This window comes from Bradyrhizobium sp. UFLA05-112 (assembly GCF_053572325.1).
Map to the genome: position 1 here is coordinate 49286 of NZ_JBANBK010000009.1, position 21919 is coordinate 71204.

The window sequence follows — 21919 nt, forward strand, 5'->3', positions numbered from 1 at the left end:
CAGGCTCGCGGCGCAGACATGCATATTGATCTGAGAACGCGTCATCGTTTCCACCCGGATCTCTTGTTATCACGGCAAGCGTCGCATTGAACGCAGCGCGCGGGCGTCCGTCAATCGCGAGCGCGGGATTGCCCACGGTCAGAACGACCCCACGACGCTGCCGAGCGCGATGACGATGACCAACGCCAGCAGCGACGAGACGATGCCGACCATCACGATATCCCGGTAGCTCTCGCGGTGGGTCAGTCCGCAGATCGCGAGCAGGCTGACCACCGCGCCGTTGTGCGGCAGGATGTCCAGCGTTCCCGAGCCGATCACCGCCACGCGATGCATCAGCGCGAGGTCAACGCCGGCCTTTGCGGCGATCTCCACATAGGTCTGGCCGAGCGCGTCGAGCGCAATCGTGAGGCCGCCGGATGCCGAGCCGGTCAGCGCGGCCAGAATGTTGGTGGCGACCGCGAGCGACACCAGCGGTCCGCCCTCGATCGCGAGCACCCAGTCGCGCACTGTCCCGAAAGCCGGCAGCGCGGCGATCACCGCGCCGAATCCGACCAGGCTTGCAACGCTCAGCGCCGGCAGGACGGACGCATTCGCGCCGGCATCCATCGTCTGCCGCAACGACGCGAGCCTCGTCCAGTTCATGGCAATGGCCACGACGATCGCGACCGCAAGCGCAACCGAGACAGACCATACGCCGGCGACGGCGGACAAGGACGTGCCGCCCCAACGCGGCTCACCCAGATAGGAGAAATCCAGCCGCGGCAACACCACTAGCGACATCACGAGATTGACGGCAACGACGACGATGAGCGGCACGACCGCGCTCAGCACCGGCGAGGGGGCCTCGCTGCGACGTCCATGGCGGATCTCCGCCGGATCGAATTCGCGGGCGAGCGTGGCGCGCTCGCGCAGCAATTCATCGTCAACGACGTCCTCGGCCGCCTCTTGCGTGTCTGCGCCAAAACCTTCGCCGGCGCGGCGGGCCGCGGCCTCCGCCCGCTGCAGCCACCACAAGCCCGTGCCGAGCATGATGAGGGAAGCGATGATGCCGAGCCCGGGTGCGGCGAACGGCGTCGTGCCGAAGAACGGCATCGGGATCGCGTTCTGGATCGACGGCGTGCCCGGCAGCGCCGACATGGTGAAGCTCGACGTTCCCAGCACGATCGCCGCTGGGATCAAACGGCGTGGAATCCCGGCGGCTCGAAACAGCGACTGCGCCATCGGCGCAATGACGAAGAAGGCGACGAACAGGCTGACGCCGCCATAGGTGACCAGCGCTCCTGCCAGCACGACAGCGAGGATCACGCGGCGTTCGCCGAGTCGCTGCGCCATGAAGGCGGCGACCGCCGTCACCGCGCCGCTATCGTCCATCAGCTTGCCGAAGACGGCGCCGAGCAAAAAGATCGGAAAGAACTGCGCAAGGAAGCCCGCGGCGCTCGCCATGAACACCTGCGTCAGGTTGGCGAGCAGCGGCTCGCCGCCGAATGCTGCGGCGACGAGCGCCGCGAACGGGGCAAGCAGCAGGACACTCCAACCGCGGAAAGCCAGCACCACGAGCAGGCCGAGCCCGACGAGAATGCCGAGAAGCCCCACGTCTCAGCACTCCGCCAGGAGAACATCGAGATCGGCGGTCGAGCGCCGGCCGACGTCCTCGCGGTGACGTTCGAGGAATTCGCTTGCAGCCAGCCGGCCCTCGGCGCGGAGCATCGAGACGAACTCCCATTCCGCATTCAGCTTGGAGGAGGCGCCGAACTTCGTCAGGATGTCGCTCTTGATCCGGTGCGTCCGCATCCGCGCCCAGCGCGCACCCTCGCCGCTTCCGGGATCGGCGGCCTGACGGAGCAGCGCGATCATGCGCAATTCCTTCATCAGCGGCGAGTTGAACGAAATCTCGTTGAGACGGTTGAGGATCTCCGCTGCGCTGCGCGGGTCTTCCGGCCGTTCCGTCGGATTGATCTGCACCAGGATGGTATCGCAGGCCTCGCTTTCACGGACCAGTGGCGTGATCGTCGGATTCCCGGCGAAGCCGCCATCCCAATAGGGCTCGCCGTCGATCTCGATGGCGCGAAACATGGTCGGAAGGCACGCCGAGGCCAGGAGAACGTCGGCCGTGATCTCCGCGTTGCGAAAGATCCGGCCCCGGCCGGTGCGCACCCGCGTCGCCGTGATGAACAGCTTGATCTCGGAACGCGCGAGGCGTTCGAAATCGATGCTCTCGGCGAGGACCTTGCGCAGAGGATTGTAATCGACCGGGAGGTCGTAGGGCGAGAACAACCGCGACATCAGGTCGGTGAAGACATAGGCCGGCGAGGTGTCTAGCGTCCAGCGTCCCATCAGGCGATCGAGCGGCGAGCGCTGCAGCGGGCTGAATGCCGCGGCGCGCGAAACGCGGCGCCAGTATTGATCCAGCGCCTCGCGCGCGCCCTCGGCGCCGCCTGCCGTCCATCCGTCGGCCAGCACCGCGGCGTTCATCGCTCCGGCGGAGGTCCCGGAGATCGCGACGACATCAAGCCATGTCTCTTCGAGAAGCCGATCGAGCACGCCCCAGGTGAACGCGCCGTGCGAGCCTCCGCCTTGAAGTGCAAGGTCGATCGGTATGAGGTCTCGGGCCATCGTGTCCGCACTCACGCAACTTAAGCTCAAGTTCGATGAGACTTTAGACGGGACTTGTTAGATGAGACTTGCCTTCAGCGCCCAGGTAACCACAGGTAGTGTAGAAAGTGAAAGGCGGGCCACGCAACAGCGCAGCCCGCCCGGACGCGTCACAGCGTCGTGATGCGAAAAGCCGCCAGTTCGGGCGCGCGTCAGTGTTCGAACACCAGCCGCGCGCCGATCGTGCCGTCGAGCCCACGGATCTGCTGGAGCAGCTCGTTCGAATCCTGGCCGCCAAGATCGGCATCGAGCACGACGTAGCCGAGCTCGCCATGCGTCTCCAGATACTGCGCGGCGATGTTGACGTCCCGCTGCAAGAACACCTCGTTCAACCGGCGCAGCATGCCCGGCACGTTGCGGTGAACGTGACTGAAGCGGACACCTGTGGGGCGAAGGTGGAGCTGCACCTCCGGGAAGTTGACCGCGCCCATGGTCGAGCCGGTGACGTAATAGTCGACGAGCTTGCGGGCTACCTCGCCGCCGATCCGCTCCTGCGCCTCTTCCGTGGAGCCACCGATATGCGGCGTGAGGATCACGTTGGTGAGACCCTGCAGCGGGCTTTTGAAGCGATCGGCGTTCGAGGAGGGCTCGACCGGGAAAACGTCGACGGCGGCGCCGGCGAGGTGCTCATCGCGCAACGCGCGCGCCAGTGCATCGAGATCGACGACGGTGCCGCGGCTGTTGTTGATCAGGAACGAGCCCGGCTTCATCAGCCGCAGCTCGCGCTCGCCGATCATGCCGGCGGTCTCCGGCGTTTCCGGCACATGCAGGCTGACCACGTCGCTCTGGGCCAGGAGGTCCTCGAGCTTCTCGACCGGCTCGGTGTTGCCGTGACGCAGCTTGTCTGTGCGGTCGAAGAAGATCACCCGCATGCCCATGGCTTCGGCAAGCGTGGAGAGCTGCGAGCCGATATTGCCATAGCCGATGATGCCGAGCGTGCGGCCCCGCACCTCGCGGCTGCCAGCCGCGGATTTATCCCAGCCGCCGTCATGCGCCGCGACCGAGCGCGAAAAGATCTGCCGCAGCAGCATCACGATCTCGCCGATGACGAGCTCGGCGACGCTGCGCGTGTTGGAGAACGGCGCATTGAAGACGGGAATGCCGCGCTTGCGGGCAGCGAGCAGATCGACCTGATTGGTGCCGACGCTGAAGCAGCCGACCGCGAGAAGCTGGTCGGCGGAGGCGAGCACATCCTCGGTAAGCTGGGTGCGCGAGCGGATGCCGAGCAGCGATACACCCTTCACGGCTTGCCGCAGTGCCTCGCCGTCGAGCGCCTTGGTCAGCCGCTCGACATTGGTGAAGCGGGCGCCCTTGAACAGGTCCACTGCGCTGTCATTGACGCCTTCAAGCAACAGGGCTTTCGCTGTCCTCTCAGGGGTCGGGGCTGTAGCTGGCATGGAATCTCCGTGGGTATCACCTTCGCGCGCGGCTTAGTCGCCGGCGAGGCTGAAGACAATATGATTCTCGCGTGGACACGGGAAGGCGGGGCATCTTGGCCTCTCGCCAGGCCCGCCTCACCCGCTCAGATCACGTAAAATCCGTGCGTCGCGTCGCGGCGGAGCTGCTCGACGAGGCCGTATTCCCAGTCGAGATAGGCCTGCATCGCACTTTCCGCGACATCGGTGCCCTCGTAGGGACGCCGGTACCGGTGCGCAGGATCGGGCTTGGGCAATACCTGCGGCGGTCCCACTTCGAGCGCGCCGTCATAGCCGCCCTCGAGCACGTAGACCTCCCAGCCCATCTGCGCAAGCCAGGACGCCGTCATGTCGGCGCGCACGCCTTTGTCGTCGGTCAGAAGGATGCGCGCGCCGCGCACGGGCGCCGCCATGTCGATCTCCTGAACGAGCTGGCCGCCGGCATAATGGCGGAAGCCTGCGAGATGACCACTCGCATAGTCCTCGGCGTCACGCACATCGAAGCGATACAGCGTCCGATGCGGTTGCGCAGCGAGCGATGCCGCCTCGCCCGCGCCGATGTGGCGAACGCCGGCACGATAGGCGACGTCGCGGGCATTGGCCGCGGCGCCCTCAAACGCTCCGACCGCACCACGCCGCCCGGCGCCGTGCTCGAGCGAGTGCTTGGCAAGAGTCCAGCCGATCGTGCCGTTGCGCAGCGCACGCACTTGATTCGGGATGCCCGCATTGATCAGCGACTGTGTGCCGATGATCGAGCGCGTGCGGCCGGCGCAATTGACGATGATGGTGGTGTCTGGATCGGGGGCCGCGCGGCCCGCGCGCAGCACGAGCTCGGCGCCGGGCACGCTGACCGAGCCCGGGATGTTCATGGTTGCATATTCGTCGAAGCGGCGAACATCCAGGATCGCGACATTGGCCTTGTCGGTAATCAGGCTTGCGACCTCGTCGGCGCTAAGCGAGGGCGTGTGACGGCGCGCCTCGACAAGCTCGCCAAAGGCCTTGGCATAGGAATTCACATCCTCGAACACTTCGTAACCGGCCGCGCGCCACGCATTGAGGCCGCCGTCGAGCGCGCGAAGATTTGTGTAGTCGAGCGCCCGCAGCCGTTCGGCGCCCGTCCCGACCAGACCCTCGCCGTCATCATAGAGAACGATACCTGCATCCTTGCGCGGCAGCCTCGCCTCGGCTTCGATCGCGATGCGCCCCGCCGCCATGTTGGCGGCAAACAGGGGATGACCCGTGGCAAACGCCGCCTCATGCCTGAGATCGAGCAGCGCAACCTCCTCGCGCAGCAGCAGCGCGCGACGGATATCGGCAGGGGTGACGGTGGGAAGCTTCATGGAGCGGCGGATCCTCGCGAGAATAAGTCTGCCGCTTTTGGACCATTGCCGCGGCCTTGGCTAGCCGCTCCGCGAACGCGAGAAAGGTTCGCGGACGTCACGCGATCGCGGGACTCACCAGCGCGTCGATCTTCGCCTTCAGCGGCTTGCCGTCGGAGAGGCCGCGGAGCGGCGGGCGCACGCGCAGCCAGCCGGGATCGGCGGTCTGTGCTGCGAGAATGGCTTTCAGCGTCGCCGCGAACGAAGGCGTGTTGACGACGATATCGATAGCCGCCTGCATGCGTGCTTCGACGTCCTTGCCATCGACCATGTCCTTGACGAGGTCGGGCACGATGTTGGCCATGCCGCAGATGGTGCCGGCGCCGCCCGCCGCGATGGCGCGGGTGATGTCGGCTTCATTGCCGACGGTGATGGCGAGTTCGGGCGCAGCAGCACGAAACGCCTGGAATTGCTTGAAGTCGCCGCTGGAGTCTTTCAGTCCCGCAACGAGCTTGCCGTAGCGCTTGCGCAAGTTCGCCGCGACTTGCGTCGGCACGGCGACGCCGGAGACCTGCGGGATGTGGTAGAGGTAGGCGCGCAGGCGATCGTCGGCGACGCCATCGAAGATCGCGGCGAAGGCATCCTCGAGGCCCTCGGACGTGACGTTGCGATCGAAATAGGGCGGCAGGTACAGCACATGGTTCACGCCGAGGCTCAGCATCGAACGCGTCAAGGTGATGCTGTCGCTGATCGCGGGAAAGCCGCCGCCGACACCGATGCGATCTGCGGCGATGCCGGCCTTGAGCAAGGCCTCCACGGTCGCGACCCGCTCTGCAACGTTGAATGAGGTGCCTTCGCCGGTGGTGCCGAACACCACGACGCCGTCGACGCCCGTCTTGAAGAGCCGAAGCGCATGATCCGCCAACCGGCCGGGGTCAGCGGCTCCCTCGGCCGTCAGCGGCGTCGGCGTGGCGACCCAGAACCCGCGAATTGCGTCCGTCATGACCTGTCCTCTGCAAGAGCAATCGTTCTAAAGCTTTGATCAGGCTTGCACTTCCTGAAAAGTGCGGAACCTGCTTGGCGTTCCCATTTACTTCTTGTACCTTACATACAACACCACTGCAATTCCGCGGTGAAGCGGGTCGCGCCGCCAAAAATGCATGGGCAGGCGCCGACCCGCGACGTACCCCGGCAACACACGTACCCCGGCAACAAGAGGCTCCGCATCGACATGACGACGCTACTCGAAGGCTCCGAGGGCATGTTGCGCGATCTGCGCGACCGGCTCGGCCCGCAAGCCGTGCTGATCGGCAACGAGGTGCCCGCGCGTAATTGCAACGACTGGAGCGCGAGCCTGCCGCAGACGCCGCTTGCGGTGATCCGGCCGATGGATGCGGCCGGCGTCGCCGCGGCGATTGCGACCTGCCGCAAGGCAAGTCTGCCGTTCGTGCCGCAGGGCGGATTGACCGGCCTGTGCCGCGGCGCGGCGCCCGAGCCCGGCTGGGTCGCGATCTCGCTGGAACGCATGACCGGCATCGAGGAGATCGATCGCGCTTCCGCGACCATGACAGTGAAGGCCGGCACGCCGCTGGAGACGATCCAGAAGGCGGCCGATGAGGCCGGCGTCTTCTTTCCACTCGATCTGGGCTCGCGCGGCTCCTGCGCGATCGGCGGCAATCTCTCCACCAACGCCGGCGGCAATCGCGTGATCCGCTACGGCATGACGCGCGAGTTGGTGCTCGGACTCGAGGTCGTGCTGCCGGATGGCACCATCATCACGAGTCTCAACAAGCTGATGAAGAACAATGCCGGCTACGACCTGAAGCATCTCTTCATCGGCTCGGAGGGCACGCTCGGCATCATCACGCGCGTGGTGCTGCGGCTGTTTCCAAAACCGCGCTCGACCATGGCCGCGCTGTGCGCCCTGGAGAATTATGCCGCTGTGGTCGACCTGCTCGCTGCCGCGCGCTCCGGCCTCGGCCCGCTGCTGTCGGCCTTCGAGGTGATGTGGCCGGATTATTGGGAGGTGATCACCGCGCGCGCCGGCGTCAAACCGCCGGTCGCTGCCGGACGCGGGCTCTACGTACTGGTGGAAGCGCAGGGCACCGACGAGAGCATCGATGCGCCGCGTTTCCAGGCCTGGCTAGAAGAGCTGATGGAGCGCGGCCTGCTCGCGGACGCCGCCGTCGCGCAATCGCTGGCGCAGACGCAGAAATTCTGGGCGGTGCGCGACATCTGCGCCGAGTTCGGCCAGGTGCTGGGGCCGCACATCTCCTACGACATTGGCCTTGCGGTGGCCCGGATGGACGAGTTCGTCACGCGCTGCAAGGCCGCGCTCGCCGAAGGCATCAAGGGCTGCGAGAGCGTCTATTACGGTCATATCGGCGACGGCAATCTGCACCTGGTATCCTGGGTGACGGGTCTGCCGACCGAGCGTCAGCCGAAGGACGCGATGGATGCGATCATCTATGGCCTGGTGCGCGAGATGGGCGGCAGCGTCTCCGCCGAGCACGGCATCGGCACGCTGAAGAAGCAGTGGCTCGGGCATGCCCGCAGCGAAGCCGAGATCGCGCTGATGCGCACGCTGAAGGCCGCGCTCGATCCCGCTCATCTGCTCAATCCCGGCAAGGTCATCTGAATCCCGATGAAGTCGCTGAAGCTCGATACGCCGAAATCGCTGGCGCAGCGTGTGATGCTGCGGCTGCGCCAGGGCATCATCGACGGCGAGTTCGCACTCGGCGCGGCGATTTCCGAGGAGAGGGTCGCGCAATCCTTCGGTGTCAGCCGCACGCCGGTGCGCGAGGCGATGGGCCAGTTGCAGGCGCAGGGCCTCGTGGTGATCCGGCCGCAAGTCGGCAGCTTCGTCTTTACCCCGAGCGCGGAGGACATCACGGCGCTCTGCACGTTCCGGATCGCGATCGAGCCCAAGGCCGCCGAACTTGCCTTCGCCCACGACCGTGCCGGTGCGGTCGCGGCGATGGAGCAGGCCATTGCCGCGATGGAGGAGGCGCTCACGGCCAAGGACAACGTTGCCTATGGACGCGCTGACAGCGCGATCCATGATGCGTTGTTCGCCCATTGCGGCAATCGCTATCTCCAGGAGTCCTATCAGCTCGTTTCCGGGCGCGTCGCAACGCTGCGCACCAATCTGAGCGCGCCGATTGACGTGCAGACGCCGGCCTCGTTCGAAGAGCATTACAAATTGTTGGGCCTGTTCGAACGCGGCGACTTCGACGGTTTCGCGCAATTGATGACGACCCACATCACCAATTCGGGCCTGACCTATGCCCGTGCCTTGCAAGTCGCCTGATCCTCATCGTGCGCGTGCCGGATTCAATCGACGGATTTGGCGTGGCGTCCTCCGGATCTGGCGCCGTGCGAGCTCCTGGCCACTCGTGTGATACAGGTCAGGAACTGGCCGGCGATTGAAGCCTCATCTCAAGCGCGGGCGTTGCAGGCGGGCTCACTCCGCTCGCTCGCCTGCGCCAGGCGCCGGTGCCTGCGCCGCGACAGATAGAGCAGCACTCCCGTGACCGCGAATAGCGGCATCAGGCCAGCGGCCAGCATGAAGGCGAGCCTGCCGGGCCAGCCCAGAATAGCGCCGCGGTGAATGTCGAGAATGCCGGCGATGGTCCGCTCGCCGAGCGTCTTGTTTGCGTAGATATCCGCAGATACGAGCTGGCCGGTGGCGGCATCGATACGGAATTCGTCGCGCACGCCTTCGAGCGTGGTTTCCGTGGGCCACGACCGGATGCGCATGACGGTGCCGCCACCAGCCGGCAACGTCAATTGCGCCCTCGCGAACGAGCCGCCCTGCTCGCGCAGGAACGTCGACCACGCGCGGTCGAATCCGGGCGGCTCCGCCGCCTCGCGCGCCGGCTTCGGCTGCATCCGCGCGGCGGCAGTCGATGGGCGCGACAACAGCCAGAGGACGCCATCCTTGTACCAATCGAACGAGTACCAGAGCCCGGTCAACGTCATCACCAGATAGATCGGCAGCACCCAGGTGCCGATGACCGCGTGCAGCGACCGGTGCAGGCCGCGACCACGCAAGGCCAGATTGGGCTTGAGCCACATCTTCACACTGCCGGCACGCTGCGGCCAGCGCAGCACGAAGCCGGAGACCAGCAGCGCGATCAGGCCGAACGCCGCGATTCCGGTGATCTGCCGGCCATAGCCCTTGCTATCGCCGGGCAGCAGCAGCCAGCGATGCAGCCTCCGGACGGTTGCGAAGAACTCCTCGCCGCGCGGCATCCCGAGCACGCGCGCGTCATAGGGATCGACATAGAGCGAGGACGGCCGCGCGCCCTGCTCTTCGCGGGCGAAACGGACGTGCACGGCCGTGGACGCATCGCGGGTCATCATGAGGGCCGAGACCTTGCCGAGCTCCTGCGTGGCCTTCAGTCTCGCGACGAGCTGATCCGGCGCAAGCACCGGCGAAGGGCGGGGCGCGACATGCATGATCCCGGCATTGAGGCTGTCGAGGATCTCGTCCTCGAAGCTCATGATCGCGCCGGTAATTCCGATCACCGCCAGCACAAGCGCGATCGTGAGGCCCAGGATGGAGTGGACGTCGAGCAGGACAGATTTGATCCGCCGCGCACCCATCATTCAGAACTTCACGGTTGCCGAAAGGGACACGCGCCGCGCGTCGCCGATCGCGACTTTGAGAGTATCGACAGCCGATGGATAGTCTGTCTCTTATACACATCTGCGCACCGCCGCCGAGGCGGAGCCGGCCCGGCAGCGCAGTGCCGAAATCGTAGACCAGATAGAGCGAGGCGGTATTGAGCGCGACGTTCTGCAATTGCTTGCCGTAGTAGGTCGGGTCGTCGGCCACGCGCGCGTCGGTGTAGCCATAGCTTCCGATCATGCTCCAGTGGTCGGTCAGCCGCCCGGTGACGTCGACCTCGACGCCGCGCGAGCGGACTTTTCCGGCAGCGCGATACTCGGTGACGCCGGTTGCGGCATTGAGCTGCGAGACCAGCACGTTCCGCTTGTCGATGTCGTACATCGCCGCGGTGCCCGAGAGGCGCTGGTTGAGATCGAACTTGATGCCGGTCTCATACTGGGTGCCTTGCTCGGGTGCGAGGTTCGAGCCGACGACCACGCCGCCGGTGAGCGGTGCAATCGTCGAGGTCGGCTTCAGGGATTCCGTGTAGCTTGCATAAAGCGAGACCTGTTCGGTGAGCTTGAGGATCGCGCCGCCGAGCGGCAGGGCCTTGTCGCCACTGAGATTCGTGTTGGTCACGAACGGACGCGCCTTGCCTGCGAGCTGCTCGTATTCCATCCAGCGAACGCCGCCGACCAAGGCGAGGCGGTCGGTGAGATGCAACGTGTCCTGGAAAAACAGCGCGCGCTCGCCGAGCTTGTCGGTCTGGTCGCTGTCGGCGGCGGACACCGTTGTGCCCGGCCCGATCAGCCCGTAGACGGGATCATAGATGTTGAACACGCTGGGCAGCGTCTTCCGCAGCAGATCCTGGCGGTAGATCGTACGATACTGCGCGTCGCCGCCGAACAGCACCTCGTTGCGCATCTCCCCTAACCAGAACACACCCTGCAAATAGGAGGTGCCGTAGCTGATGTTGCTGAGCGCGCCCAACGTGCCGTCATTGCTGCGCGACTCGATGCCCGTAACCGGATTCACCGCGGTAATGCGGAGCTGATAGGCGCCGTAGGATTCGGTGTTGTAGCCGTAGCCCGCGTAGAGCTTCCAATCCTGGTTGAAGCGGTGCTCCACAGAAGCCTGCACCAGATCGGACGTGCCCCACATGTTGTTGTAGGGCTCGTCCAGCCGGCGCGTCGCCGGGATCGCGAGTGGCTTCTTGGTGCGGGAATCGATCGCCGTGCCGCGATCGAAGGGATAGAGGAAGTCGCGGTGCTCGTAGTTGAGCTGGACCGTGGTGTCCTTGCCGTACCAGGCGAGCGACGGCGCGATCAGCGTTTCCTTGTGCGTACCGAAATTGCGCCAATAATCCTCGCCGACGCCGTAGGCGATGAATCGGTAGGCGAGCCCATCCTTGCCGATCGGACCCGTGATGTCGAACAGCGCATCGCCGCCGCTGCGTCCGCCATAGGTCGAGCCGAGCAGGGTGACGGAGCCGTGCTGATAGAGCTCGGGACGCTTGCTGATGGTGTTGACGATGCCGCCGGGATCCATGATGCCGTAGATCAGCGACGCCGGGCCCTTCAGCACTTCGACGCTTTCCACCGCGGCGTTGAGGCCGCGGCCTTGCACCAGCGGCATGCCGTTGCGCATGACCGAGCCGTCGCGGTTATCGCCAAAACCGCGGCGGATGATGGCGTCCTGGGTGCCGGCGAGCGTGTTGGTTTGCGTGATGCCGGAGACGTTGGCGAGCGCATCGTCGAGATTGCGCGGCAACTGGTCCTTCAAGACCTGCTCGGGCACCACGTTGACGGACTGCGACGTATCAAGCGGCGAGGCGCCCGTGCGCAGCGTGCTCGAGTTCGGCATCGCGCGATAACCGAGCTTGGCTTCATTCAGGACTGCCGCGGCAGCGGCCGCGCGCTCCGACGGCGAAGCTTCCATCGGCTTCGGATTGCGATCGCGTTGCCACGCGGTAGCCTGCGTGCGACGCGCCGATGTCGTAGCCGCATTCACCTTCGGCCGCTTTGTCGGCGCCTCCACCGTCACCGGCGGCAGCGCCGACTGCGCCTCTGCGATCCCTGTGGAGGAGGAATAATCGGCGAGCAGGACGACTGCTCCGAGGAGAACACGCGCACGACTCCTGCCGGCACGGTTTCGATGGCCGCGGACGCGCTGGCCATCAGCATTGGCACGCACTTTCGAGTCACTTCCAAGTCAGAGAATTGCATTCACGCAAGCGCGTCTAGCAGAGCCCGCGCAGCCCGCGCGACTTGAATAGCTCTAAGATCGAGTGGTTCTAAATCGGAGCGCGCGTTGCGCGGCGCAGTGCGCGATCAAGCCTGCTCTTCCCTCACCATGTCGATGAAAGCGCGAAGCGGCCGAGGCATGCGGCGGCGACTGGGGTAATAGAGCGAGGGGCCGGCGAACATGGGCTGCCAGTCGCACAGCACGGCCTTGAGGCGGCCAGCAGCAATATCGGGCGCGGCGTAAGGCTCGAACACGCAGGCCAGGCCAAAGCCTTCGAGGCAGGCGTCGAGGATGAGCTCCTGGTCGTCGAGAACCAGCGGACCTTCTGGGATGAATTCCAGCTCGTCGCCATCCTTTTCCAATGGCCAGGCAAAGAGGCCGCCGCCGGGAAAGCGCTGGCAGATACCCATGTGCCCCTTCAGGTCGGCAGGGACGCGCGGAATGGCGCGGGTGGCGAAATAGTCCGGGCTGCCGACCAGCGAGAAACGCATGGGACCAGACAAGGCAATCGCGATCATGTCGCGCGGCAGCTTCTCGTCGAAGCGAACCCCGGCATCGAACCCGGCGGCCACGATGTCGGTGAGCGCGTCATCGGACGCAAGCTCCACGCTCACGCGGGGATAGCGGCGCAGGAAGCGCTTGAGCGGAGGCAGCAGAATGAGCCGCGAGACGGAACGTGGTGCATTGATCCGGAGGCTGCCGGACGGGCCATGAGCAAAGGAGGCCGCCTCGTTCACCGCGGTTTCGATCGCTGCGAGCGCCGGATCGAGCTTGGCAAGCAGCTTCTGGCCGGCTTCCGTCAACGCCAAGGCGCGGGTCGTGCGGTTGAGAAGCCGGACGCCCATTCGCTCCTCGAGGGCGCGCATGCCGTGGCTCAGAGCGGACGGGGACACGTTCAGTTCGCTGGCTGCGCGCCGGAAGCTCTTCAGGCGCGCGATCGCCGCGAAAGCGGCAAGGTCGGGAAGGTCGGCGCGCTTCATTAGTGAATATGACTCATTGATTCATGCAATGAATACCCGATTATCGTTCTACATGCACCTTTCTAAAGAGATCCGCAGTCTCTCAAACACGGACCGCGATCAATGGAATTTTCGAACAAGACCTATGTCGTCACCGGCGCTTCCTCGGGAATCGGCGCGGCAACAGCCCGCGCCCTGGGACTAAGGGGCGCGAATGTCGTGCTGGCTGCGCGCCGCCTGGACTTGTGCGGCACGATCGCGGCAGACATCGAGCAAGCTGGCGGACGGGCCCTCGCCTTGCGATGCGACGTGACGCGGGAGGAGGATATCCGCGCGACGATCGCGCAGACGGTGGAGCACTTCGGCCGTCTCGACGGCGCGGTGAACAATGCCGGCCAACTAGGCCACGCCGCGCCCCTCCACGAGACCGCAACGGCCGACTTCGAGACGATCATGGCCGCCAACGTGACGAGCGTCTTCTGGTCCATGAGGTATCAGATCGCAGCCATGCTACCGAGCGGCGGCGGAGCTATCGTCAATGTTGCCTCCATTGCCGCGCATGTGGGCTTTGCCCAGGTCGCCCCCTATGTCGCCAGCAAACATGCGGTTCTGGGCCTCACCCGTACGGCGGCACTGGAGTATTTCGGCAAGGGCATCCGCATCAATGCGGTAAGCCCCGGCCCCATCGCCACGCCGATGGCGGAAATCGGCTTCGGCAGCCTCGACAATCTCAATGCCACCATGACGACGTCGCCCGCCGGTCGCGCCGGCATTCCCGCGGAAATCGCCGCATCCATCCTTTATCTTCTCTCCAATGCAGCAAGCTATGTGAGCGGTCAGGCGCTCGTTGCAGATGGCGGCTGGACGGTGGCCTGATATGCGGCGGCGCCGTCGTCTTGGCACCGTGTCAGTTTCTGCCCTCGGACTCGGCTGCATGGGCATGAGCGAGTTCTACGGCCCAAGCGAGGATGCGCAATCCTTCGCTACGATCGAACGGGCGCTCGATCTCGGCGTCGATCTTCTCGACACCGCCGACACCTATGGCTTTGGCTCCAATGAGGAGTTGCTCGGGCAATTCCTGAAAGGCAAACGCAATCGCGCTGTGCTGGCCACCAAGTTTGGCATCGTGCGATGCAAAAGACGCCCATGAGCGGCATGTCGACAACTCACCTGCCTACATCAGGACTGCCTGCGAGGGTTCTTTGCGGCGGCTCGGCATCGAAACCATCGATCTCTACTACTGCCACCGCCGCAATCCGGATGTCCCCATCGAGGAGGTGGTCGGCGCCATGGCGCGGCTCGTTGAGCAAGGCAAGGTTCGCTTGCTTGGCCTGTCCGAAGTTTCGCCCACCACGTTGCGCTTGGCATCTGCCGTTCACCCCATCTCGGCGGTGCAGAGCGAATATTCGCTGTGGAGTCGCGAGCCGGAAGGTGGAATGCTTGCAGCCTGCCGCGAGCTGGGAGCAACCTTCGTTGCCTATTCGCCGCTGGGCCGCGGCTTCCTTACCGGCAGGCTGGATGTGGCGGGACTTGCGGACGGCGACTTTCGCAAGACCAATCCGCGCTTCCAGGACGGCGCGCGGGAGACGAACCAGGCACTCGTCAATCAGCTTGACCGGATCGCCCGGACGCGAAACCTCACGCCCGCGCAGATGGCGCTTGCGTGGCTCTTGTCGAAACATCCGCACGTCACTCCGCTTTTCGGCACGCGCCGACCTGAGCGCGTCCAGGAGAATGCGACGGCAGCGGAGATCACGCTGTCTCCTGACGAGATCGGCACGCTCGATACGTTGTTTGCACCCGATACCATCGCCGGCTCGCGCTATCCGAGCACCGGAATGGTCGGAATCGAGCCATCAACCTAACGAGCGCGAGCGCAGCGATTGTGATGGCAAGCGGCGGAAATTGATGGGCCGGTCGATGGCAAGGACAAGAATCCGTGTGGTCCGCACTCGGTGTCGTCGAGATTGCGAAAACACTCACGGCTGTCGCTTGCAGAGTCCGTATCGTCGCGCGAGCGCGAGCGCGGTCATCGGCTTGCTGTAGAAATATCCCTGACCGATCTCGCAGCCGAATTTGCGCAAGAGACGCACCTGTTCCGCCGTCTCCACACCTTCCGCCACCACGTCCAGATCCAGAGCGTCCGCGAGCGAAACGAAGGCCCGGACCACGGCGGCCTTGCGGGGATCGCGGTCGATGCTCATGGTGAACGAGCGGTCGATCTTCACAACATTGATCGGAAAACGATCGATGTAGGCCAACGCCGAATGGCCGGTGCCGAAGTCGTCGACGGCGATGGAGACACCCATGCGCGAGATCGCCGAAAGCGTCTCCTGAACGCTCTCGCTGTCCTGGAGCATCATTCCTTCGGTGATCTCGATCTCGAGCCAGGCGGGCGGGCAACCGCTCGCCTCGAGCGCCGGCGCGATGTGCTCGGTCAATGCGCCGGTCGTGATCTGCCTCGGCGAAATGTTGACCGCCATGGTGATGGGCTGGGCGCGGTACTTGTTCTGCCGCACGATGGCCGCGCAGGCCCTCTCGAGCACCCAGCGACCGATCTCTACGATTTGTCCGGACTCCTCGGCGACGCTGATGAACCGGTCCGGCGATAGTGGACCGAGCGTCGGATGCTTCCAACGCAGCAGCGCTTCAACGCCCACGAGATGGCCGTCGCCGAGCCGGCATTTTGGCTGAAACACCAGGCTGAATTCCCGGCGATCGAGCGCCTGGCGAAGCGCCTGACCGAGGGCGACCTTCTCCATGGTTTGTTGCGAGAGCTCGGGCCGGTAGAACTGGGCCTTGTTGCGTCCGTTCCGCTTCGCCTCGTAGAGCGCCTCGTCCGCCGATCCCATCAGCTCGTCGATATCCCATTCGCCACTCACGACGGTAGTGATGCCGATGCTGCAGGACACGAACAATTCCGACCCACTCAGCCGGAATACGGGAGCCATCGCGCGCTGGATGCGTTCGGCGATCTCTTGCAGTTCGGCATCGTCCCGGATGTTTGCGACCAGAATGACGAATTCGTCGCCGCCGAGACGTGCCAGGGTGTCCGTCTCGCGGATGCAGGCGCTCAGGCGGCTTGCAACCTCCTTGAGCAGCTCGTCGCCACGGCTGTGGCCGAGCGTGTCATTCACGTCCTTGAAGTGGTCGATGTCCAGCAGCATCAGGCCGACACCGCCACGCGTGTTCGGCCCAACACTCAACTCGTCCCGGACGCGATCGTAGAGCAAGGCGCGATTGGCAAGCCCGGTCAGGGAATCGGAATAGGCGAGCCGCTGGATGCGTTCACGTTGGTTGACGGAGGCCGTGATGTCCCTGGAGACCGCGAGCACGGTTTGCACCTGTCCCGACTCGCCGACCTCCGGAACGAAACGCGCGTTCACCGTGCCGATCCCATCGACCTTTCTGACCTTGAACTCGGCCTCGCGCTGCTCGCCGCGGTCGAACACCTCTTGCAGCAGCGCCTTGAATCTCACGACGTCGATAACCGGCGAACCGTGGTCCGGCGTGCACCCTACGCCATAATTGTAGGCGGGACCGGTGATCGCCTGTGCCGCAGGATTGATATAGAGCCGTCGCAATCCGGAGTCGAACCGGACGATCGCATCCGGCGAGTTCTTGGCAAGCGCCCGAAACTCCTGCTCCCGCTGCGCGAGCTGTTCCTCCATGCTGCGCCGTTCCGTAATATCGCGCCCGATCGCCAGAACGCCCTGGACTGCCCCGTTGCGGTCCCACTCCGCGACGATCGAGATATGGTGCATCCGCAGTACTGCACTCTCGACCGGAACCTGCATTTCAAGCACCTGCGATTCACCGGTGGTGGACACCGTGTCGATAGCTTCGATGAAGCGAGCGAGGCCCTCTCCGGCAGAGGGCCAGATCTCGTTCAAGGTTTTTCCGTAGACGGCTTCGGGGCGAAGCTCGATCATTCGTGCATAGTGGGAATTGATGTAGGTCAGCGTCCGTTGCGGTCGAAGCGGATCACATTATCCGGGGAGTTCTCCGCAAGCGTCCGAAGCTCGGTCTCCCGTTCGTGCAATTCCTCGATCGTTTTCCGAAGATCGGTAATGTTGTGGCCGGCGCCGGCAACCCCGATCACCTCGGCTTCCGAGAGGATGGGAGACAGCGAGACGGACACGATGTGCTCGCTTCCCTGCAGGATGAGCCGCCTTTCATATTGGTGCGGCAGCCCGGTTTCCATCACACGACGATTGGATTCCCAGAGATCCTCGGCCACGTGAGCGGGCCAGACATCGTGAAATCGCTTTCCGATCAATTCGTCCGGATTTGTGCGGCCGATATTCGCTAGATAGGCCGAGTTGACGGCCATGAAGCGGCCATCCACGCCTACCAGCCAGGCCGGCATCGGAATGCTGGCCAGCAGCGCGCGATAGTATCTTTCCTGTATCGTAAGGCGTTCCTGAAGGGATAACCGCTCGGTCACATCGGTCCAGAACGCCAGCGTGCACTCTCGATCATGCCAGTTGAGCGGCTTGCAGACGACTTCGGTCGGCAGGATCGCGCCGCTCTTGTGGCGATGAAGCGCAATGGTTGCGCTCGGGCTGCGTGCGAGGCGCTCCGTCGTATCGCCAGCATGGGCCGCCGGCCCGTCACTGCAGATCAGATCGGCAAGACACAACCGCGCGAACTCTTCGCGCGAATAGCCGAGATCGGCGCTCGCCCGATCGCTGAAGTCCAGGAAGCGCTGGCTTGCGCAATCGATGATCACGATGCCACATGGAACGTGCTTGAGCAGCATCTGGTCGAGCGTCAACTCGCCCGCCAGCGGCGGGGAAGGTGCCGTCGGCAGGTGCCACATCCCCGCATCCTCCGGCATGGTCGATGCCGATCCAGGGCGCGCGGTTTGCCCCGCAGCCAGCTCGACCAATTCCGCCGTCTTCATGATCCCCACTGCCGCCATTCTGCCCACATCGGCCTAACGCTATCGAAGCCCCGTGAATGCAACGTTACCTCGGTTCCGTCGTATTTGAGTCCCGGATGGAGGGTTCGGAAAATGGACCGCTACGCCGGCAAATATGCCTCCTTGACGCGTCCGTCGGTTGAATTCGGCAGCCCGGGGTCTTATCGGTAAGCGCCATGAACACCCAGATCATGACCGCCGAGAGGCCCCTGATGGCCCAGGCGCGGCCGCGCAAGGCGGCCCCATTCCTCCCCATGAGCCGCGCCGAGATGACGGCGCTCGGCTGGGATGCCTGCGACATCGTGCTGGTGACGGGTGACGCCTATGTCGACCACCCGAGCTTTGGCATGGCGATCATCGGCCGGTTGCTGGAGGCGCAGGGCTTCCGGGTCGGCATCATCGCGCAGCCGGACTGGCATTCGGCCGAGCCGTTCAAGGCGCTGGGCAAGCCGAAGGTCTTCTTCGGCATCACCGGCGGCAACATGGATTCGATGGTTAACCGTTACACGGCGGATCGGCGCTTGCGCCACGACGATGCCTATACGCCCGGCGGCGAGGGCGGAAGGCGGCCGGACCGCTGCACGATCGTCTACGCTCAGCGTTGCCGTGAGGCTTTCAAGGACGTTCCGATCGTGCTCGGCGGCATCGAGGCCTCGCTGCGCCGGATCGCGCATTACGACTACTGGTCCGACAAGGTGCGCCGCTCGGTGCTGGCCGACGCCAAGGCGGATCTCCTGCTCTACGGCAATGCGGAACGTGCTGTCGTCGAGGTGGCCCACCGGCTCGCCGAGGGCACGGCGCCCCGCGATCTCGATTCCATCCGGGGCACAGCGCTGTTCCGCCGCGCGCCCGAGGACTACACCGAGCTGCACGCGGACGATCTCGATTCCGCCGATGAGGGCGCGGCTCGCCATCCCGGTAACACCGTGATCCGGCTGCCTGCCTGCGAGCAGGTCGAGCAGGACCGCGAGGCTTATGCGCGCGCTTCACGCGTGCTGCACCGGGAGAGCAATCCCGGCAATGCGCGGCCACTCGTCCAGCGTCACGGCGATCGCGACCTCTGGCTGAACCCGCCGCCGATCCCGCTGACCACCGAGGAGATGGACGCGGTCTACGATCTGCCCTACGCCCGCGCGCCGCATCCGGCTTACGGCGATGCCAGGATTCCGGCCTGGGAGATGATCAAGTTCTCGGTGACGATCATGCGCGGCTGCTTCGGCGGCTGCACCTTCTGTTCGATTACCGAGCACGAGGGCCGCATCATCCAGAACCGCTCGGAAGGCTCGATCCTGCGCGAGATCGAGCGCATCCGCGACAAGACGCCGGGTTTCACCGGCGTGATCTCCGACATCGGCGGTCCGACCGCCAACATGTACCGGATGGCGTGCAAGGATCCGAAGGTCGAAGCGGCGTGCCGGCGGCCGTCCTGCGTCTTCCCCGAGATCTGCCCGAACCTCAACACCTCGCACGACGACTTGATCCGGCTCTATCGCAAGGTGCGCGAGACCAAGGGCATCAAGAAGGTGATGGTCGCTTCCGGCGTGCGGTACGACCTCGCGGTGGAGAGCCCGGAATATGTCAAGGAGCTCGTCACCCATCACGTCGGCGGCTATTTGAAGATCGCGCCCGAGCATACCGAGCGCGGCCCGCTCGACAAGATGATGAAGCCGGGCATCGGCGCCTATAACCGCTTCAAGCGGATGTTCGATGCCGCAGCAGAACAGGCCGGCAAGAAATATTACCTGATCCCCTATTTCATCGCGGCGCATCCGGGCACGACCGACGAGGACATGATGAACCTCGCGCTCTGGCTCAAGAAGAACCGCTATCGCGCCGACCAGGTGCAGACCTTCCTGCCCTCGCCGATGGCGACCGCCACGGCGATGTACCACACCGGCGTCAATCCGCTGCGCGGCGTGCGTCGCGGCGGCAGCGACAAGGTCGAGGCGATCAAGGGGCTTCGGCAGCGCCGGCTGCACAAGGCGTTCCTGCGCTATCACGACCCCGACAACTGGCCGGTGCTGCGCGAGGCGCTGAAGGAGATGGGCCGTGCCGATCTGATCGGCTCCCGCCCCGACCAGCTCGTGCCCGCCCACCAGCCGCCCGGCACTGGCAAGGCCGCCGGAACGCGACGTCCCGTGCGCCCGGGTGGCCGGACGCAGCGCTTCACGACGAAGGGTGTGCGTGTGATGAAGTGAACGACCGCGCCCGTTGCGGGTTGGGGGTGATCTGCGCCGTGAAGTGCGCACGCCTCACTTGGCATCGATCGCGGAATTGTCCAAACGAAGCAGAATTGTGGTAGTATCATCGGGTCGCTGTCGAAAGCACGACCTGAAATTTCACTGGTCTCGGGTGGTTCGCGCCATGCTCAGGCCCGCAGAAGACACACGTGAAGTCCAAGAGCTGAACCCAGCTGAATTCGGTGCGATTGCCCACCTCTATCGCGGCGAAATCTATCGCAGCACCATCTGGCGCACACGCCTCGACAACACGACCAACTGGTCGATCGTGACCTTGGGCATCGCCCTGTCGTCGACATTCTCGTCTAAAGAAGCATCAGCGCTGCCGCTCATCCTGATAGGCATGCTGCTCGCGGTCTTTCTCGGACTCGAGGCGCGCCGTTATCGCTATTTCAACGTCTGGCGCGCGCGGGCGCGCTTCCTCGAAACACACTGGTACGTTCCGATCCTGAGCGGCAAACGCGGAGAGGACGATGCGAGTTGGCGAACCATCCTCGCGGAAGACTACCTGCATCCGCGTCATCATATCAGCTTCGTTCGCGCCGCCGGACGTCGTATTCGCCGCACATACATCTGGATCATCGTGATCCAGACATCGGCCTATGTCGGCAAACTCGCGATCCATCCGCAAATGGCGACTCACCTGGATGAACTCATCGATCGCGCCGCAATCGGCCCGATCCCGGGCTGGGTGGTGATTTGCTGCGGCCTTCTCTACAATCTCTGCTGGGTTGTGCTTGCCGTCGCGACATATTGGCTTGATCGGCGTGCGCATGGCACACGACCCTCCGCAGGAGGAATGGGTTGACCGACGAGCCGGCGCGATCCCCGCGGTTCGCAGATAGGTCGGCAATACTGTCTAACTACGAGGTGGCTGGAATCGAATCGTGTCGCGATGCAGTGACGAATTGCGGCATTCGACCGCAACGCCTATCTTGAGCCCAGCCAATCACGCGGCCGCCTATCGTGCGGCAGGGCCCACGGTGGACGGCTTGCATACCCATCGGAGAGCACGCCATGTCCATTGCTCCGACACTGCACCGATATCTCACCGCCGAGAAAATCCACTATGCCGAGATCCCGCACGATCTCACCATGTCATCGACGCGCACGGCGCAGGCCTGTCACGTGTCGGGCGATCGTCTCGCCAAGGCCGTCGTGTTGCGGCATGACGGCGGCTATATGCTCGCGGTCGTGCCGGCATCGCACCATCTCAACCTGCCGGACCTGAAGCAGAGGCTCGGGGAGGATCTCGCGATGGCCAACGAAACCGAGATCAATCGGATCTTCGCCGACTGCGCGCACGGAGCAGTGCCGGCCGTCGGCAGGTGCTACGGGCTCGATCTCATCGTCGATGACACCATCCAGGCCCAGCCCGAGGTCTATATCGAAGCCGGCGATCACGAGACGCTGCTCCAGCTGACGCATGCGCAGTTCGCGCGCCTGACGGCCAATGCGCCGCATGGACGCTTCAGCGTGCACGACTGACGCGGCGCGACGCGAGATGATCCACCGATGCGCCCTCGTCGCATCGCGCGTGCGGTCGCGCCCGGT

General features: G+C 64.7%; 15 protein-coding genes and 2 pseudogenes. 7 read left to right on the plus strand and 10 right to left on the minus strand.

Annotated elements, in window-relative coordinates; all coding sequences use genetic code 11:
- Positions 1 to 138: 138 nt before the first annotated feature.
- From SO180_RS07545 to SO180_RS07565, 5 genes are all read right to left on the minus strand, one after another.
- On the minus strand, positions 139 to 1593 hold the full coding sequence (locus tag SO180_RS07545) for a GntP family permease (RefSeq protein ID WP_449378184.1): 1455 nt from the start codon (positions 1591 to 1593) through the stop codon (positions 139 to 141).
- Between the two features lie 3 nt (positions 1594 to 1596).
- Positions 1597 to 2613 (minus strand): patatin-like phospholipase family protein, encoded by a 1017-nt coding sequence (locus tag SO180_RS07550; protein WP_449378185.1) that lies wholly within the window; start codon positions 2611 to 2613, stop codon positions 1597 to 1599.
- A 191-nt stretch (positions 2614 to 2804) separates the two neighbouring features.
- Positions 2805 to 4049 carry a phosphoglycerate dehydrogenase gene (serA, locus tag SO180_RS07555; RefSeq protein WP_449378186.1) on the minus strand — a complete coding sequence of 415 codons (1245 nt, stop codon included), beginning with the start codon at positions 4047 to 4049 and terminating at the stop codon, positions 2805 to 2807.
- Between the two features lie 125 nt (positions 4050 to 4174).
- A complete protein-coding gene (locus SO180_RS07560; RefSeq protein ID WP_449378187.1) occupies positions 4175 to 5407 on the minus strand; it encodes a rhodanese-like domain-containing protein in 1233 nt (410 codons plus the stop codon).
- A 97-nt stretch (positions 5408 to 5504) separates the two neighbouring features.
- Positions 5505 to 6389: a dihydrodipicolinate synthase family protein gene (locus tag SO180_RS07565; protein ID WP_449378188.1), complete on the minus strand. Its 885-nt coding sequence runs from the start codon at positions 6387 to 6389 to the stop codon at positions 5505 to 5507.
- Positions 6390 to 6617: 228 nt separating this feature from the next.
- Between SO180_RS07565 and SO180_RS07570 the strand changes: the two genes are divergently transcribed.
- Positions 6618 to 8024, plus strand: a complete 1407-nt coding sequence (locus tag SO180_RS07570; protein ID WP_449378189.1) for an FAD-binding oxidoreductase — start codon at positions 6618 to 6620, stop codon at positions 8022 to 8024.
- Between the two features lie 6 nt (positions 8025 to 8030).
- Positions 8031 to 8696 (plus strand): GntR family transcriptional regulator, encoded by a 666-nt coding sequence (locus SO180_RS07575; RefSeq protein WP_449378190.1) that lies wholly within the window; start codon positions 8031 to 8033, stop codon positions 8694 to 8696.
- Between the two features lie 128 nt (positions 8697 to 8824).
- On the opposite strand, the gene SO180_RS07580 is transcribed toward SO180_RS07575, so the two are convergent.
- The 3 genes and pseudogenes from SO180_RS07580 to SO180_RS07590 form a co-directional block, all read right to left on the minus strand.
- A complete protein-coding gene (locus SO180_RS07580; protein ID WP_449378265.1) occupies positions 8825 to 9994 on the minus strand; it encodes a PepSY-associated TM helix domain-containing protein in 1170 nt (389 codons plus the stop codon).
- 3 nt (positions 9995 to 9997) lie between these two features.
- A pseudogene (locus tag SO180_RS07585) lies at positions 9998 to 12191 on the minus strand (TonB-dependent siderophore receptor).
- Positions 12192 to 12328: 137 nt separating this feature from the next.
- The gene (locus SO180_RS07590; protein WP_449378191.1) at positions 12329 to 13222 is read right to left on the minus strand and encodes a LysR family transcriptional regulator; all 894 of its coding nucleotides are present in this window, start codon (positions 13220 to 13222) and stop codon (positions 12329 to 12331) included.
- Positions 13223 to 13324: 102 nt separating this feature from the next.
- On the opposite strand from SO180_RS07590, the gene SO180_RS07595 reads away from it, so the two are divergent.
- Together SO180_RS07595 and SO180_RS07600 are read left to right on the plus strand one after the other, a co-directional pair.
- A complete protein-coding gene (locus tag SO180_RS07595) occupies positions 13325 to 14077 on the plus strand; it encodes an SDR family NAD(P)-dependent oxidoreductase (RefSeq protein ID WP_449378192.1) in 753 nt (250 codons plus the stop codon).
- 1 nt (position 14078) lies between these two features.
- Positions 14079 to 15066 (plus strand): annotated as a pseudogene (locus SO180_RS07600) (aldo/keto reductase).
- A 114-nt stretch (positions 15067 to 15180) separates the two neighbouring features.
- Here SO180_RS07600 and SO180_RS07605 read toward each other — a convergent pair.
- Entirely contained in the window at positions 15181 to 17133 is a 1953-nt protein-coding gene (locus tag SO180_RS07605) for a putative bifunctional diguanylate cyclase/phosphodiesterase (RefSeq protein ID WP_449378193.1), read from the minus strand.
- A gap of 26 nt (positions 17134 to 17159) precedes the next feature.
- Positions 17160 to 18107: a PAS domain-containing protein gene (locus SO180_RS07610; RefSeq protein ID WP_449378194.1), complete on the minus strand. Its 948-nt coding sequence runs from the start codon at positions 18105 to 18107 to the stop codon at positions 17160 to 17162.
- Positions 18108 to 18301: 194 nt separating this feature from the next.
- On the opposite strand from SO180_RS07610, the gene SO180_RS07615 reads away from it, so the two are divergent.
- From SO180_RS07615 to SO180_RS07625, 3 genes are all read left to right on the plus strand, one after another.
- Positions 18302 to 20323 carry a YgiQ family radical SAM protein gene (locus SO180_RS07615; protein ID WP_449378195.1) on the plus strand — a complete coding sequence of 674 codons (2022 nt, stop codon included), beginning with the start codon at positions 18302 to 18304 and terminating at the stop codon, positions 20321 to 20323.
- A 166-nt stretch (positions 20324 to 20489) separates the two neighbouring features.
- A complete protein-coding gene (locus SO180_RS07620) occupies positions 20490 to 21173 on the plus strand; it encodes a DUF2270 domain-containing protein (RefSeq protein WP_449378196.1) in 684 nt (227 codons plus the stop codon).
- Between the two features lie 209 nt (positions 21174 to 21382).
- Positions 21383 to 21853 carry an aminoacyl-tRNA deacylase gene (locus tag SO180_RS07625; RefSeq protein ID WP_449378197.1) on the plus strand — a complete coding sequence of 157 codons (471 nt, stop codon included), beginning with the start codon at positions 21383 to 21385 and terminating at the stop codon, positions 21851 to 21853.
- Positions 21854 to 21919 lie beyond the last annotated feature (66 nt).